General features: G+C 43.7%; 16 protein-coding genes. 8 read left to right on the top strand and 8 right to left on the bottom strand.

Annotated elements, in window-relative coordinates; genetic code table 11:
* Positions 1-63 precede the first annotated feature (63 nt).
* The 5 genes from LMH68_RS13645 to hisC form a co-directional block, all read right to left on the bottom strand.
* A complete protein-coding gene (locus tag LMH68_RS13645) occupies positions 64-1,371 on the bottom strand; it encodes a TRAP transporter large permease (protein ID WP_010438025.1) in 1,308 nt (435 codons plus the stop codon).
* A gap of 21 nt (positions 1,372-1,392) precedes the next feature.
* Positions 1,393-1,872, bottom strand: a complete 480-nt coding sequence (locus LMH68_RS13640) for a TRAP transporter small permease (protein WP_004736522.1) — start codon at positions 1,870-1,872, stop codon at positions 1,393-1,395.
* 67 nt (positions 1,873-1,939) lie between these two features.
* Positions 1,940-2,899, bottom strand: coding sequence for a TRAP transporter substrate-binding protein (locus LMH68_RS13635; protein ID WP_017076380.1), 960 nt, complete (start codon positions 2,897-2,899; stop codon positions 1,940-1,942).
* 592 nt (positions 2,900-3,491) lie between these two features.
* The gene (locus LMH68_RS13630) at positions 3,492-4,265 is read right to left on the bottom strand and encodes an ABC transporter substrate-binding protein (protein ID WP_229647083.1); all 774 of its coding nucleotides are present in this window, start codon (positions 4,263-4,265) and stop codon (positions 3,492-3,494) included.
* A 10-nt stretch (positions 4,266-4,275) separates the two neighbouring features.
* Positions 4,276-5,427, bottom strand: a complete 1,152-nt coding sequence (gene hisC / locus LMH68_RS13625; protein ID WP_229647084.1) for a histidinol-phosphate transaminase — start codon at positions 5,425-5,427, stop codon at positions 4,276-4,278.
* Positions 5,428-5,608: 181 nt separating this feature from the next.
* On the opposite strand from hisC, the gene LMH68_RS13620 reads away from it, so the two are divergent.
* From LMH68_RS13620 to LMH68_RS13595, 6 genes are all read left to right on the top strand, one after another.
* Entirely contained in the window at positions 5,609-6,496 is an 888-nt protein-coding gene (locus LMH68_RS13620) for a LysR substrate-binding domain-containing protein (protein WP_017063534.1), read from the top strand.
* Between the two features lie 285 nt (positions 6,497-6,781).
* Entirely contained in the window at positions 6,782-7,030 is a 249-nt protein-coding gene (locus LMH68_RS13615) for a hypothetical protein (RefSeq protein ID WP_017069991.1), read from the top strand.
* A gap of 133 nt (positions 7,031-7,163) precedes the next feature.
* Positions 7,164-7,730, top strand: a complete 567-nt coding sequence (locus LMH68_RS13610; RefSeq protein WP_017061509.1) for a septation protein A — start codon at positions 7,164-7,166, stop codon at positions 7,728-7,730.
* A 188-nt stretch (positions 7,731-7,918) separates the two neighbouring features.
* A complete protein-coding gene (gene yciA / locus LMH68_RS13605) occupies positions 7,919-8,317 on the top strand; it encodes an acyl-CoA thioester hydrolase YciA (RefSeq protein ID WP_010438001.1) in 399 nt (132 codons plus the stop codon).
* A 195-nt stretch (positions 8,318-8,512) separates the two neighbouring features.
* Entirely contained in the window at positions 8,513-8,809 is a 297-nt protein-coding gene (locus LMH68_RS13600; RefSeq protein WP_010437999.1) for a YciI family protein, read from the top strand.
* A 1-nt stretch (position 8,810) separates the two neighbouring features.
* A complete protein-coding gene (locus LMH68_RS13595; RefSeq protein WP_010437997.1) occupies positions 8,811-9,206 on the top strand; it encodes a GspS/AspS pilotin family protein in 396 nt (131 codons plus the stop codon).
* A gap of 107 nt (positions 9,207-9,313) precedes the next feature.
* On the opposite strand, the gene metE is transcribed toward LMH68_RS13595, so the two are convergent.
* A complete protein-coding gene (gene metE / locus LMH68_RS13590; protein WP_016789268.1) occupies positions 9,314-11,668 on the bottom strand; it encodes a 5-methyltetrahydropteroyltriglutamate--homocysteine S-methyltransferase in 2,355 nt (784 codons plus the stop codon).
* Between the two features lie 281 nt (positions 11,669-11,949).
* On the opposite strand from metE, the gene LMH68_RS13585 reads away from it, so the two are divergent.
* Positions 11,950-12,861: a LysR substrate-binding domain-containing protein gene (locus LMH68_RS13585; protein ID WP_010437993.1), complete on the top strand. Its 912-nt coding sequence runs from the start codon at positions 11,950-11,952 to the stop codon at positions 12,859-12,861.
* A gap of 138 nt (positions 12,862-12,999) precedes the next feature.
* Here the strand turns inward: LMH68_RS13585 and LMH68_RS13580 are convergent, their stop codons facing one another.
* On the bottom strand, positions 13,000-13,200 hold the full coding sequence (locus tag LMH68_RS13580; RefSeq protein WP_010437991.1) for a DUF4250 domain-containing protein: 201 nt from the start codon (positions 13,198-13,200) through the stop codon (positions 13,000-13,002).
* Between the two features lie 115 nt (positions 13,201-13,315).
* On the bottom strand, positions 13,316-13,996 hold the full coding sequence (locus LMH68_RS13575; protein WP_229647085.1) for a hypothetical protein: 681 nt from the start codon (positions 13,994-13,996) through the stop codon (positions 13,316-13,318).
* A 330-nt stretch (positions 13,997-14,326) separates the two neighbouring features.
* Between LMH68_RS13575 and LMH68_RS13570 the strand changes: the two genes are divergently transcribed.
* Positions 14,327-16,624 (top strand): YgiQ family radical SAM protein, encoded by a 2,298-nt coding sequence (locus tag LMH68_RS13570; protein WP_017067347.1) that lies wholly within the window; start codon positions 14,327-14,329, stop codon positions 16,622-16,624.
* The last annotated feature ends 85 nt before the right edge of the window (positions 16,625-16,709 follow it).

Here is a 16,709-nt window from a genome sequence, read left to right as displayed (position 1 = left end):
ATGAGGCGGTTTTTTTATTAGGTAATGATCGATATTGATTCGGTAAATCTTACCCTTGTCAGGCTAATTGATGAGTCCAAACGCACGAGGCAGAGCCAAACTAATTTCAGGAATAAAAGTAATGGCCAACAGTGTGACGATCAATACGGCACAAAACGGCATGATACTTCTTATAACGTTTTCAATCTTAGAGCCACTGACACTACAACCCACAAATAGCGCCGTACCAACGGGTGGCGTTGCAATGCCAATACATAAGTTGAAGATAATCATCATCGCGAAGTGAATTGGATGCATGCCTAAATGCTCAGCAATCGGCATAAAGATAGGGGTAAAGATCAATACGGCTGGCGTAAGGTCCATAAACATACCCACAATCAGTAGAATCAGGTTCATCAGAATAAAGATGATAATTGGATTGTCTGAAATAGAGAGCATCCAATCACTGATCATGGTTGGTAGACCGGTAAACGCCATTGCCCATGACATAATGGTAGAAGCACCAATCAAGAACAGCATAATGCCAGTAACCTGAACCGTTTCTCTACAAATTATCGGAAAGTGTGCCCATTTGAGGGTTCGGTAACAGAGTGACAGTATAAAAGAGTATAGAACCGCTATACATGCCCCTTCTGTTGCAGTGAATATACCACCAATAATACCGCCAATAACAACAACAATAAGCCCTAAGCTTGGTGTTGCTTGCCAAACAATATTCAGCACATCTTTCGTTGTGAAGCCGTCATTCGCACTTGTTTTGTAGCCCTTCTTTTTAGCGATGAAATAGGCGACGACCATACAACTTAAGCCCATTAGAATACCTGGGACATACCCTGCGATAAACAACGCCGCAACGGATGTTCCACCCGATACCACTGAAAATACGATCAGTGAATTACTCGGCGGTATTAATAAGCCTGCCGGGCAAGATGCAACGTTTACTGCTGTTGCTAAGTTTTTATCATAACCATCTTTTTCTAATTCTGGGCCTAAGGTTTTACCAACCGCAGCTGCTGCTGCAACGGCTGATCCTGAAACGGCGCCAAACATCATATTGGCGAAGATGTTCACGTGAAAAAGTGAGCCCGGGATCCAACCAACCAAGAGCTTTGCAAGGTTGATGAGTCGACTCGCGATGCCACCTACATTCATTATATTCCCCGCGAGGATAAAGAAAGGGATGGCTAATAAACTGAAACTATCAATACCGGTAATGATTTTTTGACCCGCAGTAATACTGGCGACTTCAAACGGTAAGATGAAATACATGATGGTTAAAGATGACATGGCAATTGCAATCGCAATCGGCATGCTTATCGCGATCATGAATAAGAATAGGCCTAGCAGCCAAACACCAATGGACAAATCCATAATATAGAGTCCTTTTAAAACTTATTTTTTGTTGGGTTCACAAAAAAGATCAAACGTATTCATGACCAAATAAATGAGGATAATAACGGCTGAAATCGGCAATATTGAATACACCGTCGACATCGGTAATTGCAGTGCTGGAGAGAGTTGTTGTGTGGTTCTTCCCATTAGGGCGATGCCACCTTGAAGCATTGCTAGAAATACAAATGCGCCAGAAATGATATTGATGAGTACATGTAATGCGATATGTGCTTTACCCTTAAGATAACCATCCAATAACGTTATTGCTAAGTGTCCTTTGATACCGAATAAGTAGCTTGCTCCTAATAAGCCAAGCCATACCATCGCATAACGAGCAAGTTCATCAGTCCAGTTACTTGGATCATTCAAAACATAACGACTAAAGACCTGCCAAGTGACAGTAACGACAAGTAACATTAGTGCAAAAGAAGAGACAAAAAGAATCAGCCTATCAAGTAGGTTTCTGAAAGTTGCTAACATGGTGTGATACCTCAAAAAATTTTGCCTTAGCAAAGCCAAGGCAAAATTATATTTTCACTAAGACTGATTAAAGAGCTTCAATTTTTTCAATGAATGGAGCTAGTTTTGGATCTTTTTTCGCCTCATCAATCATAGGTTTAACAGCTGCACGGAAAGGGGCTTTATCAACTTCAACAAACGTTACGCCTTCTTTCATTCCTTTCTCTTTGTTCATGTCATCTGTTGCGTCCCAGATTTTGATCTGCTCTTCAAGAGACTCAGCAGCAGCTTCTTTTAAGATTTTTTGCTCTTCTGCCGTTAATGAACCCCATTTGTATTCTGAAATGATGATCACGTCAGGTGTCATCATGTGCTGATCCATAGAGTAAAATTTGGCAACTTCGCTGTGTTTCATTTCAACTAAGCTAGAAATATTATTTTCAGCACCGTCAATTACGCCTTGTTGCAGCGCCGTGTATACCTCATTGAAAGGTACAGGCGTTGCTTTACCACCTAATAGGTTAACCATTTCCATCATGGTTGGAGAACCCGGAACTCGAACTTTCATGCCAGCGAGATCAGCCGGTGAGTTAATGGCTTTTTTAGCGTAGAAGCTACGTGTGCCTGAGTCATAGAACGTAAGACCGATGAAGCCTTTACCTTCACTTGAAAGCAACATCTCTTGTGCTGCTTCACTTCGCATGAAGGTTCTCATATGTGGAACGTCACGGAATAAGAAAGGCAGTGCATTAACCTTAAACGTTGGTTCAAAAGATTCGGCTAACCCACCATTGATTTTGGCCATATCAATCGCGCCAGTAACAACTTGCTCCGCTTGGTCACGTTCAGAGCCTAATTGACCGTTTGGAAAGATCTTAATCGTAAGGTCACCATTCGATTTTTCTTTAACTTTATCAGCCATGATCACCATGCCTTGGTGAGCTGCGCTTTCTAATGACATTGCATGCCCTAAGGTCAAAGTTTTTGCTTGAGCGCCAAATGCCATCAGAATTGATGCCGCTGCAATCGTCAGTAGGTGTTTTTTCATGTTCTTCTCCAGAATCCATTTTGTAAGAGGTACAGTTTTTATATGACACGTTCTAGCTGAGCTTGAAATCTAACGTTCTATTGCATACTGCTCATGACCGTAACGTTTCATTACAATATTCTTACCTTCATATATTTTGTATTACAATACTATGTGTATATTTTGTGAGCTAAGGTTCATCTATTTGCCAGAGAGCTGAATTGATTGTGATACCAATCATATTTGGGACCAATTAGACCATTAAGCAGTCTAACTTCGGATTTTTGGGGAATTCCGATCGCTTTCAACTGCTTTTAGAACAGTCTATTAGCAAATAATTACGCGCAAGTTTGTGTTATTTTAAGATCTTAAAATAAGTTATTAAGCACGGACAAAGAAGGTCTCATCGATTGAAAAAGCGAGTCGTGAACGGCGATTTCTGAGGTGGTCGAGGTAAGGTTTTAGGCTGAGCGTATGGAACAAGAGTGGATAAGCAGGGATCAAGACAATGGTGGGAATCTTACTAGGACGAATTATTTGTAACAAAAATCCGAGAGCCTCACAGCCCTCGGATTTTTGTTTTTGGTGTTCTAATTTTTAGGCGTTAGACGAATTACAAATCAGCGCCATAGATATCAAACGTAAAGTACTTAGCGGCGATCTTGTCGTAAGTACCGTTTGCTCTGATCTCTTCAATCGCGGCATTGAATTGTTTCGCCAGTTTTGAATCCTGCTTTCTTAGTGCTAACGCCGTACCTTCGCCAATGTAGGCTTTGTCGGTCACTGCTTTGCCTTTGAATTCAAAGCCCTCGCCTTCTTTCTTGTCTAAGAAAGCCAATGACAGTTGATCTGAGTTGCCGAAGGTTAGATCTAGACGACCGTTTTGCAGATCCAGATAAACTTCATCTTGGCCGGTATAACGCTTAATGTTTGCCACATCGCCAAACTTGTCGGTTACGTAGCGATCGTGAATCGTACCTTGCTGAACACCGATGGTTTTACCTGCTAAGCCTGCCTCATCGACGCTGAATTCCGCGCTTTTAGCAGCAACAAACACGGCTGGAGTTTGGTAGTACTTATCAGTAAACAAGATCTTACGCTTACGCTCTTCGGTAATACGCATTGAAGCCATAATCACATCTGACTTTCTTGCCAACAAACTTGGAATTAGCGAGTCCCAACTTTGTGAAACCCAAGTACAATCGAGTTTGGCTTGCTCACACAAGGCATCAGCTATCTCAATATCAAACCCGACAGGCACACCATCACTGTTTTTGTAGTTAAATGGCGGATACGTAAAGTCTGACGCCAAACGGATTTCTTTCGCCTGTACCGCTGTACCAAGTAAAGCGGCCGCACAAGCGAGTCCTAGTATTATCTTATTCATCATTGCCATCCTAGATATGATCTTTATCGAGTTGAGATTGAGTTTCTATATATTGATCTTGTTGATGCTGTCGTTTTTGCTGATCTTGTTGAGTCTGTTGTAGCTCGGTTTGGTAGCGTGTTAGTGACGTTATCACTTCTAACATGCTCTCTTGGCTACCAATACTGATTCGAACACAGTTACGCAAAGCAGGTTCGTGGTTTTGATTCCTTGTCACAATGCCATCCTTCGCCAATACACTGAACACTTGATGCCCTGGTTTTTGACGCAGCAAAATAAAGTTCGTCGATGAAGGGTAAACCGACTCGATGAAATCAAACTGCGTTAACTCACAAGCAAACCAGTTACGCAGCTCAACCAGATTCTGCGTCGCATCTTGCATCACTGAGACTCGTTCATCAGACAACGCGTCTAATACAATTTGAGATGAGCAATCTGGCATCGGATAAGGTGGAATCAGCTTCGCGACATACTGCATCACATTTTGACTCGCTAAGATAAAACCACAACGAACTGCAGCCAGTCCAAATGCCTTAGACAAAGTGCGAATCACAACCAAGTGCGGATAACGCTCAATAAGGCTAACGGCTGACGTTTGTGGTTCAAATTCGATATACGCTTCATCGACGACCACTAGAGATTTTCCAGTCGTGCCTTCCAGTACCTGAATCAAATCCGATTTAGGAATCACATTGCCCGTTGGATTGTTTGGTGAGCAAAGAAACACGATATTCGCCAGTTTTGCCTTATTCACAATATCAGCGACGTTCAGGCTAAAGTCTTCCTGCAATGGAGAGTCCAAGGTATTAATCGCCAATGCATCAGCGCAAAACTCATACATCGCATACGTTGGAGAGCAGATAAGTATGTTGTCGCACGCCGGTTTACAGAATGTTCTGATCAGCAAATCAATCGCTTCATCTGCACCACGAACAGCCACAGTCGCGGCATCGGTACTACAGTAATCTTGATAAGCCTTAGCAATATCTTGTGGTAAGAAGTCTGGGTATCGGTTGTGACTTGCTTCTCCTTGAAACAGCGAGCTTTCCAATTCATTGGCGTTTAGCCAGACACGTCCATCACCACCAATTCTTCTTGCCGATTGATAAGGTATTAATTTTTTTACAGCCTGAGGCACTAAGCTATCAATAAAAGATGTCAAGAAGCTATCCCTTTCACAAAATCACAATGTCTTCATCATTGCCTTCATATTCAAAAAATGTGACTTATACACATATTGAATCACAAATGATGATTAAGTATTTACATTCAAACAGAACACTATTGATAAATGAATCGAAATAATCACATAATAGCCATGATAAAAAGTCATAGGTAAAGATATGAATCGCACACTTCCTTCAACCAAAACCTTGCTCGCGTTTTTGTCTACGGCAAGGCACCTCAACTTTACACGCGCGGCACATGAGCTCAATGTTACGCAAGGTGCAGTGAGTCGTCAGGTATTGTCGTTTGAAGAAAGCCTTGGCTGTGATCTCTTCTATCGCCATGCTCGCGGATTGTCTTTAACGCCGAAAGGAGAAGAACTGGTTCCCCTGATACAAGGAACGATTCATCAGCTGCAATCGGCTCTAAATCAAGTGGCTAGCTCTCCGTCTAAGATCAAACTCAACGCACCGAGCTGTATTACCTCTTGGCTACTACCTAAGTTGATGTCTTTTCAGCAAGCCTATCCTGAAATTGATGTCGAACTGACGTCGACCATCAAGCACGTCTTCGAACCAAGCTTTGATCCGTTTGACGCCGTAATTACCTATGGTAAGAAGCCAAACCAACAATCGATTATCAGCCAATTATTGTTTAACGAGCAGCTAGCGCCCGTTTGCCAAGCACAAAGCATTACACAGAGCCATCTTGTCGACGACGCATCGACCATCATCAAGCCACACAAGCTTGCCCAATACACTTGGCTACACGCCAACAATGAGCAAAGTGATTGGCGACTTTGGTTAGAGCACATAGGCAGCCACGACCTTTCAAGCAAGAACAACCAACAATTCGCAACACTCGATCAAGCTATGAACGCCGCCATTCAAGGGTTTGGCATTGCCATAGGCGACATCACACTGGCCAAGCAAGATATTGATTTAGGTAGATTGGTAAAAGTGAGTGAAGGCAGTGTCTTTTCAGGAAATGGTTACTTCTTACTGCAACCCAAGAATCGACAAAATACATCCTTATCTACGCTTGTTGATTGGCTCGTCGATTAGCGGCAATCATTGTTGGTAGGCCTCTTTATAAGCGGCAGGAGAGCGTCATAATGAGAATTTTTCCGTTCTCAAAATGAAACTATTTGATGTCTGTTTCGTATTGATTGTCAGAGAATAGAACGTACCTTCCTTTAACTATTTGAAAAGAAGTTCAATTCTATTTAGCCGGGAATTTATTCTGTTCCGTTGGAGAAAATGGCATTCGAGTTGCTTTGTCATAGATAACCCAACCAATATACAGCAGGTTGCACCAGTTTCACTGCAGCTTGTCACGGAGGATAGGCTATGACCTTACAAAGACATACGTATTACGGCTTGATTCACCATGGAATTAAAACCCTATTAATGGACAGAATTGGCCACTTCACAGAGCGTGAATATCACGAGTATCTCGACTTAACGACCGGTAAATCGACATGTTTTGCCATGAGTGAGCAAGAGCTCGAAAACACCTTAGACAGCTTAAAGAGCGAAGGTTACCTTGAAGATATCAAAAAGCTGATACCTCGCTATCAAACCTCGTCAATGCGATAACCTGCTTCAACTCTTTAAACACGATGAGTGGTTAGATTGAATTAATTGGCACCCAATTGTCTCGAGCTATTTAGCATCGAGACAGTTTTCGTTAGACTGTCAGCAACTCAACTAACTGGATAGTCAGTGTCTCATGAAACAAATTCTTGATTTCATTCCTCTCATTATTTTCTTTGCGCTTTATAAGATGTACGACATCTATACCGCGACCGGCGCTTTGATCGTTGCCTCTGCAGTTCAAATTATTTTGACTTATTTCATCTACAAGAAAGTCGAAAAAATGCAGGTCATCACCTTTCTAATGGTTGCCGTATTTGGTGGCATGACCATCTTCTTGCACGACGACAACTTCATTAAATGGAAAGTCACCATCGTTTACGCACTGTTTGCGATTGGCCTGACGGTCAGTCACATCATGGGCAAATCAGCGATTAAAGGTATGTTAGGCAAAGAGATCACACTGCCTGATTCGGTATGGGGCAAGATCAACTGGGCATGGACGCTGTTCTTTACCCTATGTGCCGTTCTCAACGTTTACGTTGCTTTCAGCCTACCGTTGGATGTTTGGGTCAACTTCAAAGTGTTTGGTCTACTCATCGCGACCTTGCTCTTCACCTTGCTCACTGGTGTTTATATCTATAAGCATCTACCAAAAGACCAGCAGAAAGAGTTAACGGATAAAAATACCGACGAGAAATAGCCCTTAGGGATGAGTCCTCATACCCTATTTGATACAATTATTATCAATATGCGATTGGCCAATGATACTCGTGATCATTGGCCGCTGATTATTTGTGTTCGGTGAAGACGTTAAAAATTAGACCACCACGAGTCTCGTAAACACATCTATTTTTATATAAAACAATCAATACCATTAAGAGTACGACAATGACTATTCAATCAACTTTGAACCCGATTGGTTCTTTACTTCTTCGCACATTAGCGATGCCTTCTGATACAAATGCAGCAGGCCAGATTTTCGGTGGTTGGATAATGTCACAGCTTGACCTTGCTGGCGGCATACTGGCAAAAGAGATATCTAACGGCAAGATAGTCACGGTTTCAGTATCGAGTATCGAGTTCAAACAGCCGGTTTCAGTAGGTGATGTGGTGTGTGTTTATGGTGACTGCACCAAGATTGGCCGTAGCTCGATGAATATCGACCTAGAAGTCTGGGTTAAGCCTGTACTTGATCACGGTATCGGCGACCGCTACAAGGTTTGTGGCGCGACATTCAACTACGTTGCGGTTGATGAGGGTGGTAAGCCTCGCCCGATCAATAAATAGTACTTTTCACCAAGCTGCTAATGTAGACGGTCTTTAGTTTCAACGAATGAAATCGCTAAAGACCATACTTCTCTCTCGCACCATTTCACAATTTCTTATCATTAGCTCTTCCAATACCAATTAGTTCGCGTAAATTAGCAAGATAGCGAATTTAAACGCCCCCAATTCAGTGAAGTAAAATAAGGATATACCAATATGTGGTACGTGATTTTTTCTCAAGACGTCGAAAATTCATTAGAAAAGCGCCTAAGTGTTCGCCCACAACATCTAGAACGCCTGCAAACACTTCACGATGAAGGCCGACTTTTGACTGCTGGCCCAATGCCTGCGATTGATTCAGACAACCCTGGTGAAGCCGGCTTCACTGGCTCTACTGTAATTGCTGAGTTTAATTCTTTAGAGGACGCACAGGTATGGGCAGACGCAGATCCGTACATTGAGGCAGGTGTCTACCAAAATGTCATTGTAAAACCATTCAAGAAAGTATTTTAACGTGAAAAAATGGATTATTGGCTCTCTGGCTTTAGCTCTGCTCGCAGGCTGTGCTTCAAGTGAGCAAGACCAACAAAGACAGCTTGAAATGATGGCGCAACACCGTGCTGGCGTTTTATCTGCCGGCCTGCCGATTGAGTATGGCCCACTGTCAGTCATGCGTGTACTGGCAAAAAACACCGTTATCGAGATCATGATGATCTACAACCAAGACGCTAAAGGTGCTAAGCCTTTAAACCAAGTCGTAGATATGAGTGTTAACAGCTACTGCACCAACTCTGAAGTTAGAGCAAACCTTGACATGGGCTTGGCTTACAACATTAAGGTTCGCAACACTCGCGGACAACTGATGGTTGAAAAGCTAATCAGCAAAGAGACATGTCAGAGCATTAACTAGATTTGATTTCTAACGTTAAGCTAGTAACAAACAAGAAAGGCCTTGCAGATGCGAGGCCTTTCTTTTCTCAGACTTTTGTTTTTAGAACGATAACACCCTAGCTTTAATTATGCTGATGCTTCTGCCGACTCCCACTCTTTACGCAGCATTTTAGTCGCTGAAACTAAATTAGCCAGTGCCGCTTCTGTCTCTGCCCAGTTACGCGTCTTCAGCCCACAATCAGGGTTTGCCCACAAACGTTCTGCTGGGATTTTCTTTGCCGCTCTCTTAAGTAAATCAACAATCCACTCTTCTGAAGGAATGTTTGGTGAGTGGATGTCATAAACGCCAGGCCCAATCGCATTCGGGTAGTTGAACTCTTCAAACGCTTTCAGCAGTTCCATGTTCGAACGAGAAGTCTCTATGGTAATCACATCGGCGTCTAGCGCAGCGACTGAATCAATGATCTCGTTGAACTCGCTGTAACACATGTGGGTGTGAATCTGAGTTTCTGGTTTAGCACTCGCAGCTGAAATCTTAAAGGCATCCACTGCCCACTCTAAGTATTCTGCATGGTCACGCTTTTTCAATGGCAAACCTTCACGAATGGCAGGCTCATCAATTTGAATAATGTTGATACCTGCGTCTTGCAAATCAGACACCTCATCTCGCAACGCAAACGCCAGTTGATTGGTTATCTCTTTGCGTGAAATATCTTCACGTGGGAATGTCCAACACAAGATAGTAACAGGCCCAGTTAGCATGCCTTTCATCTGCTTTGAAGTCAGAGATTGAGCATAGGTCGACCATTCCACCGTCATTGGTTTTTCACGCTCGATATCCGCAACCACAATCGCAGGTTTCACGCAACGAGAGCCATAACTTTGTACCCAACCAAATTTGGTAGTTTGGAAGCCTGCTAGATTTTCAGCAAAGTACTCCACCATATCATTACGTTCAGCTTCACCATGAACCAGTACATCCAAATCAAGTGCTTCTTGTCGTTTCACCGCATCCGCAATATGACCTTTCAACGCGGTGTTGTATTCCGCTTCACTCAGTTTGCCAGTGCGGTAAGCACTACGCTGAACACGGATCTCTCCGGTTTGTGGAAATGAACCAATTGTTGTGGTTGGCAATAATGGTAAACCTAACACCTCAGACTGATGTGAAGCGCGTTCGGCATAAGGAGCACTTCGCTCGGTTAGGGTTTTGGTAATGGTGTTAATACGAGCTTGAACCTGCGGCTTATTCACATGAGTCGCGCTCTTGCGTGCAACAATCGGCTGGCTGTAGGTTTCACACGCCAAGATAGCATTGTGGTTACCGTCTAGTGCCGCACCCAATATACTCACCTCGGTCACTTTCTGTTTCGCGAAAGCAAACCAACTCTTCACTTCATCGCTGAGTGAATCTTCTAACTCAAGGTCGACTGGACTATGCAAAAGTGAACATGAACTTGCTACCCAAAGTTTGTCTCCTAGCTTCTCTTTCACTGGTTGTAGTAACTCTAGTTGAGCGGCTAAATCAGCTCGCCAAACGTTTCGTCCATTAATCACCCCTGCTGAAAGTACCCAGTGTTCAGGTAACTTACCCACTACTTCATCAAGTTGCTGTGGTGCTGCTGCTAAGTCGATATGTAGGCCATTAACTGGTAGCTCTACTATCTTATCTAAGGTATCAGTCACCGAATCAAAATAAGTAGTGAGCAGCAGTTTTACATCACCTTGAATCACTTGATACGCCAACTTGAATGAATCTGCCCATTGACTCTCAAGCTCAAGCGAAAGAATTGGTTCATCGATTTGAACCCACTCAACCCCCAACTTAGCGAGTTTTGCCAAAATTGCTTGGTAAGCGGTAAGAAGGCGCGGAAGAAGAGATAAACGATCAAAACCCTCCTCCACTTCTTTACCAAGATATAAATAAGATAACGGGCCTAACAAAACTGGCTTCACCTTATGCCCGGATTTTATCGCTTCACTCACTTCGTCAAACAGTTGTGGCCAGCTCACTTCAAAGGAATCGTCTTTACTGAACTCAGGCACAATGTAATGGTAGTTGGTGTTGAACCACTTAGTCATATCAGAAGCCGCAGAGCTATCTTTAGTGCCGTCACTAGACGTATGCGTACCACCGCAACAAGTCGACTGAACCTGAGATTGACCACGCCCCACACGGAACAAAGTATCTAAATCTGGGAAGGATTTTTCATCTTCAGAACCACCAGTATGGCGCTTTGGTACGTGGCCTAGAAGTAAAGTCGTTGTTAATACATGGTCGTACCATGCGAAGTCACCCGCAGTTGCAAAGCTAAGATTCGCGTCAGCTTGTACATTCCAGTTACGATTTCTTAGTTCGCTACCGAGTTGCTTTAAATCTGATTGGCTAATCTCACCGCGCCAGTATTTTTCTAAAGTGAATTTGAGTTCGCGTTTTTCGCCGATACGTGGGTAGCCTAAAATATGCGTTGTCGTAGTCATGAACCTGTTCCTTATTCAATAATTTTTAGTGTTCGATCAAACTGCCTAGCTTATGGTTTAAGTTCTTTATAAGGCGTCTGGATGGCTAAAATATCTCCCTAATCTGAACGATGAACAACGTCCAAATATTCATCTTGTTTATTAAAAATATTCATCTTGAATAATCTAAAGCTGAAAAAATTAAATCCATCTGGACATCTAGACGTTTACAAATGAAAGAAAACCCCGTAGGGTGATTATTAAGAAATATTGAATTGGCTTAGGGAATATGAGGAAAACTCATGATAGAGCTTAAACACCTTCGAACATTGACTACCTTAAGAGACAGCGGCTCGCTAACAGCGACGGCAACTTCTCTTCACTTGACTCAGTCGGCGCTTTCTCACCAACTGAAAGACCTTGAGGCGCGTATCGGTGGTCAGCTTTTCCTACGTAAAACTAGACCAGTTAAGTTCACCTCTGAAGGTGAGATTTTGCTTAGGCTTGCCGATGAGATACAGCCAAGAATAGCTAAAGCGGAGAACGAACTCGCGAGCCTGAAAGAGGATGTGAATGGTCGTTTGCACATGGCGATTGAATGTCACTCATGCTTCCAATGGTTAATGCCTGCTTTGAAGGAATATCAAGTGGCTTGGCCAAGCGTAACGCTAGATTTCTCGTCAGGCTTTGGGTTTGAGCCGCTACCCGCGCTAATGGCAGGCGAGCTAGATTTGGTGATCACCTCTGATATACAGCCTCGCTCTGAGGTTCACTACGAACCACTCTTTGATTTTGAGATGCGTTTGATCACCGCAATCAACTCACCTTTGGCAGAAAAAGCGAGCATTGAACCGCAAGATCTTAGCGATCTCACCATGCTCACCTACCCTGTTCAAAAACAGCGTTTAGATGTCGTGAAGCACTTTTTACAGCCTGCGGGTGTAGAACCTAAAAAGTGGAAACAAGCGGACAACACGTTAATGCTAGTTCAAATGGTATCAGCAGGTTTGGGAGTAGCGGCTCTACCAAACTGGGCGATCAGTGAATTCTCAAGACAAGGGCTGATTGCCAGCAAGCCATTAGGCAAAGGACTATCAAGAAGACTGTTCGCAGCGGTAAGAAACTCTGAGAAAGATAAACGTTACCTGCAAGCTTTCTTTAGCACGGCAAGACAGCAAAGTAAGAGTCACTTAGATGGCATAGAGGTCGTTTAAAGATGATTTATGGCTAAGTTAAGCTCGATCGATTCGTCAGAAACAAAAAAGTCACAGATAATCTGTGACTTTTTTTCTCTCAACACCCACAACACGCGATGCATGTCATTTTCGATAAAAGATGCGCTAATCTTTAGCTTATCTCGAGTAAGACTTAAACTGGTTAGTCAATGGATCGTATTGATAGCCAAGCATATCGAGCTTGCCCACAACACTTTCTGTATCCATTTCATACATGCTGATCAGCTCTTCAAAGCTATCGCATTCTAGGCGAAGTTTTTCATTAACGATTCCTAGCAAAATAATGCTATCGAAACCTTTGACGTTGCTTAAATCCATCTCGTACTCCTTACGAACACACTGACTAGAGTTAAGTTTAGAACGCTTACCAACGTCACGCTAAAAAACAGATCACACTTCTTAACAAGAATACGTAATTAATGAAAGTGCGTGATTAAAGCGCCGAAACTGGCGTTAAACCCACAACGGCCACCAATAACATCAACAACGAAATACTCAGTTGAAGCTTTTCAGGCGTTCTTGCGAACAGTAAATGCCAACACCACACCACGATTGAGGAGATCAACAAAGCAAAACTAAATAGCAAAGTGGAAATCACAGGTTCTAATTGAGCTTCAGACAAAGAGTAAACACTCACGACGGTCGCCAGTACTACCAACATACCGGTTAGCACGCCCACAACAGGAAGCACTCGATGAAATGCCTGCAACCGTGTCCTTGCAATCGTCAGTAGTAGATGGCCAAACGCTGCTCCTAACAGTACCACTAGCAGCAAAGTAGTAATGATACCAACAGCGGTTGCTTGCTCAGTCGCTTGTATAGCAACATATGACAACGCTAAACCACAGGCCAAGTACATCACCCAGATAGGACCAGAATCGCGAGTCTTCTTGGTTTGAACTTGAGAATAGAAATAAAAGATCGCGAACACGACCAGAAAGGCTTCAATTTTTACTGAAGCGACGGCAAGCCACAGCACGCCAATCGCCGGTAACATCTTGTGGATCCGACCACGCTGCCCCGGACAAATATCCCCTTTCACCAAGATGAGGGTTAAGATCAGTTGGGTTCCTAAAAGCATCGGAGCAAATTGTACTAATAACGTTTCGACCATTGTGGATCTACTTCTTCAGACTTATTTTCGCGAATAATATCAAAAACTGCTGCGAACACTAATCAAAATCACAAATTAGCGACGTTATTCAAGGCTTCAACTATGCTGTTGTATGGCTCTTTTATCGCCATTTACCGTAAAAAGACGAAAGACACCAGAACTAACAGGGGCATGTTCTACTGGCTAGTCTAGGCTCATGCCGCTATAATTCCCGCCTCAAAAATCAGAGGTTGAAATATGTACAGCGATATCACTCCTATTCACGAACACAAAAAATACTGGGCCGAGTGCTACGGAACTGCACCCTTTTTGCCTACCAGTAGAAAGGAGATGGATGCTCTTGGATGGGATAGCTGTGACATTATTATTGTAACTGGTGACGCTTATGTCGATCACCCGAGCTTTGGTATGGCTATCATCGGCCGTCTGCTTGAAGCTCAAGGTTTCCGCGTGGGCATTATTGCTCAACCAAAGTGGGACAATAAAGATGCCTTCATGAAGCTAGGTAAACCTAACCTATTCTTCGGCATCACAGCGGGTAACATGGACTCCATGATCAACCGCTACACCTCTGATCGCAAATTACGTCACGATGATGCTTATACTCCGAACAATGAAGGTGGCAAGCGTCCTGATCGTGCAACTCTGGTTTATTCTCAACGTTGTCGTGAAGCTTACAAAGGCACGCCAATCGTGCTTGGTGGTATTGAAGCGAGCTTACGTCGTGTAGCTCACTACGACTACTGGTCAGATAAAGTTCGCCGCTCTGTATTGTTTGATGCAAAAGCTGACATTCTTCTTTTTGGTAACGCTGAGCGTGCATTGGTTGAAGTAGCACACCGCATTGCCGATGGTGAAGACATGTCTACGCTGACCAATATCCGCGGTACTGCTATCAATCTTCCTGCGGCCCCTGAAGGCTTCAAGATCATTGACTCTTCTCGTATCGAAAAGCCGAACAAAGCGTATGTTCCGGTTAACCCGTACGAAGTTGAAACTCAGTGTGATACCAAGAAAGACGAAAAAGAAGAAGTAAAAGCGCAACCTATTACTATTCGCCCTTCTCGTCACGATGCAAAAACTACAGCGGTTCGTATCCCAGGTTACGAAAAGCTAAACAATGACCGTATTCTTTACGCTCACGCTAGTCGTATTCTGCACCTTGAGACAAACCCGTACTCAGGTCGTGCTCTGATTCAACGTCACGGTGATCGCGAGCTTTGGATTAACCAAGCGCCTATTCCATTGACCACAGAAGAGATGGACTACGTGTTTGGCCTTGCGTACAAGCGTGTTCCGCACCCGATGTACGGCAAAGCGAAAATCCCAGCATACGACATGATCAAAACCTCGGTTAACATCATGCGTGGTTGTTTTGGTGGTTGTTCTTTCTGTTCAATCACAGAGCACGAAGGTCGCATCATTCAGAACCGTTCGAAAGAATCTATCTTGGATGAGATCGAAGACATTAAAGATAAAGTACCGGGCTTCACAGGTACTATTTCTGACTTGGGCGGCCCAACGGCGAACATGTACCGTTTAGGTTGTTCAGATCCAAAAGCTGAAATTAACTGTCGTCGTCCATCATGTGTGTTCCCGAAAATCTGTGAAAAGCTAAACACAGACCATCAACACACTATCGACCTGTACCGCTCTGCGAGAAAAGTACCGGGTGTTAAGAAGATCATGATCGCTTCTGGTGTACGTTACGACTTAGCGATTGAATCTCCAGAATACGTTCGTGAGCTTGTGACTCACCACGTTGGTGGTTACTTGAAGATTGCTCCAGAGCATACTGAAAAAGGCCCACTGGATCTGATGATGAAGCCGGGCATGGGCACTTACGATCGTTTCAAAGAGATGTTCGAGAAGTACAGCGCTGAAGCCGGTAAGAAACAGTACTTAATTCCTTACTTTATCTCTGCTCACCCGGGCACAGAAGATGAAGACATGCTTAACCTAGCAATGTGGCTGAAAAAGCACAACTACGAGTGTGACCAAGTACAGAACTTCTACCCATCGCCAATGTGTAATGCAACGTCGATGTACTACTCAGAGACTAACCCTCTGAAACGCGTGAAATATAAGAAGCGTGAAGATGTTCCTGTGCCGAAAGGTGATCGTCAACGTCGTCTGCATAAAGCACTGCTTCGTTACCACGATCCTGAAAACTGGAAAATCATCCGTGAAGCACTGATCAGCATGGGTAAACAGCACCTAATTGGTGACAAAGCAAACTGCCTAGTACCAGCAGAAGACTTTGATGCACAAACACCGGCACAACGTCGTAAGTCTGGTCGTCACGGTTCACAACGCTTTGCGACTAAGCACAGTAAATCTCAGCCAGGTCTTGGTGGCGAAAGCCCACGTAACCACTCTGGTAAGAAACCGGGTGGCAAGAAGCCGAATGGTAACGGCAACGGTAGCCAAGGTAATGCTAACCAAGGTGGCGGTAATGGCAATGCTCGTAAACCAGCGACTGGCTTCATTAAGAAAGGTCCTGGTGGTCAGCAATCACAAGGTAATGGCGGCGGAAATGGCAAACCAAACCGTAACAAAGCGGGCAATGGTCAAGGTGGCAAACCTGCAAGTAACGGCAAGAACCGCCAGCGCGCAGCACAACGCTAATATCGCGAACCGATTGACTTCGCTATCGTAAAAACACAAAGCGCAGCTATTTAGCTGCGCTTTTTTGTGTCTGTTACAAGATAGC

Origin of the sequence: Vibrio sp. F13 (genome assembly GCF_020806305.2) — a bacterium.
GTDB classification, from domain to species: Bacteria; Pseudomonadota; Gammaproteobacteria; order Enterobacterales; family Vibrionaceae; genus Vibrio; species Vibrio crassostreae_C.
Note: the sequence above shows the minus strand (reverse complement) of the source record. Positions and strands in the feature narration are given on the sequence as shown.

What these genes read in the sequence shown, in the direction of transcription:
- LMH68_RS13640 (WP_004736522.1), bottom strand. Translation starts at nt 1,872, where the DNA reads ATGTTAGCAACTTTCAGAAACCTACTTGATAGGCTGATTCTTTTTGTC.
- LMH68_RS13645 (WP_010438025.1), bottom strand. Translation starts at nt 1,371, where the DNA reads ATGGATTTGTCCATTGGTGTTTGGCTGCTAGGCCTATTCTTATTCATG.
- LMH68_RS13600 (WP_010437999.1), top strand. Translation starts at nt 8,513, where the DNA reads ATGTGGTACGTGATTTTTTCTCAAGACGTCGAAAATTCATTAGAAAAG.
- LMH68_RS13575 (WP_229647085.1), bottom strand. Translation starts at nt 13,996, where the DNA reads ATGGTCGAAACGTTATTAGTACAATTTGCTCCGATGCTTTTAGGAACC.
- LMH68_RS13615 (WP_017069991.1), top strand. Translation starts at nt 6,782, where the DNA reads ATGACCTTACAAAGACATACGTATTACGGCTTGATTCACCATGGAATT.
- LMH68_RS13635 (WP_017076380.1), bottom strand. Translation starts at nt 2,899, where the DNA reads ATGAAAAAACACCTACTGACGATTGCAGCGGCATCAATTCTGATGGCA.
- LMH68_RS13610 (WP_017061509.1), top strand. Translation starts at nt 7,164, where the DNA reads ATGAAACAAATTCTTGATTTCATTCCTCTCATTATTTTCTTTGCGCTT.
- LMH68_RS13580 (WP_010437991.1), bottom strand. Translation starts at nt 13,200, where the DNA reads ATGGATTTAAGCAACGTCAAAGGTTTCGATAGCATTATTTTGCTAGGA.
- LMH68_RS13585 (WP_010437993.1), top strand. Translation starts at nt 11,950, where the DNA reads ATGATAGAGCTTAAACACCTTCGAACATTGACTACCTTAAGAGACAGC.
- LMH68_RS13630 (WP_229647083.1), bottom strand. Translation starts at nt 4,265, where the DNA reads ATGAATAAGATAATACTAGGACTCGCTTGTGCGGCCGCTTTACTTGGT.
- LMH68_RS13620 (WP_017063534.1), top strand. Translation starts at nt 5,609, where the DNA reads ATGAATCGCACACTTCCTTCAACCAAAACCTTGCTCGCGTTTTTGTCT.
- metE (WP_016789268.1), bottom strand. Translation starts at nt 11,668, where the DNA reads ATGACTACGACAACGCATATTTTAGGCTACCCACGTATCGGCGAAAAA.
- LMH68_RS13570 (WP_017067347.1), top strand. Translation starts at nt 14,327, where the DNA reads ATGGATGCTCTTGGATGGGATAGCTGTGACATTATTATTGTAACTGGT.
- yciA (WP_010438001.1), top strand. Translation starts at nt 7,919, where the DNA reads ATGACTATTCAATCAACTTTGAACCCGATTGGTTCTTTACTTCTTCGC.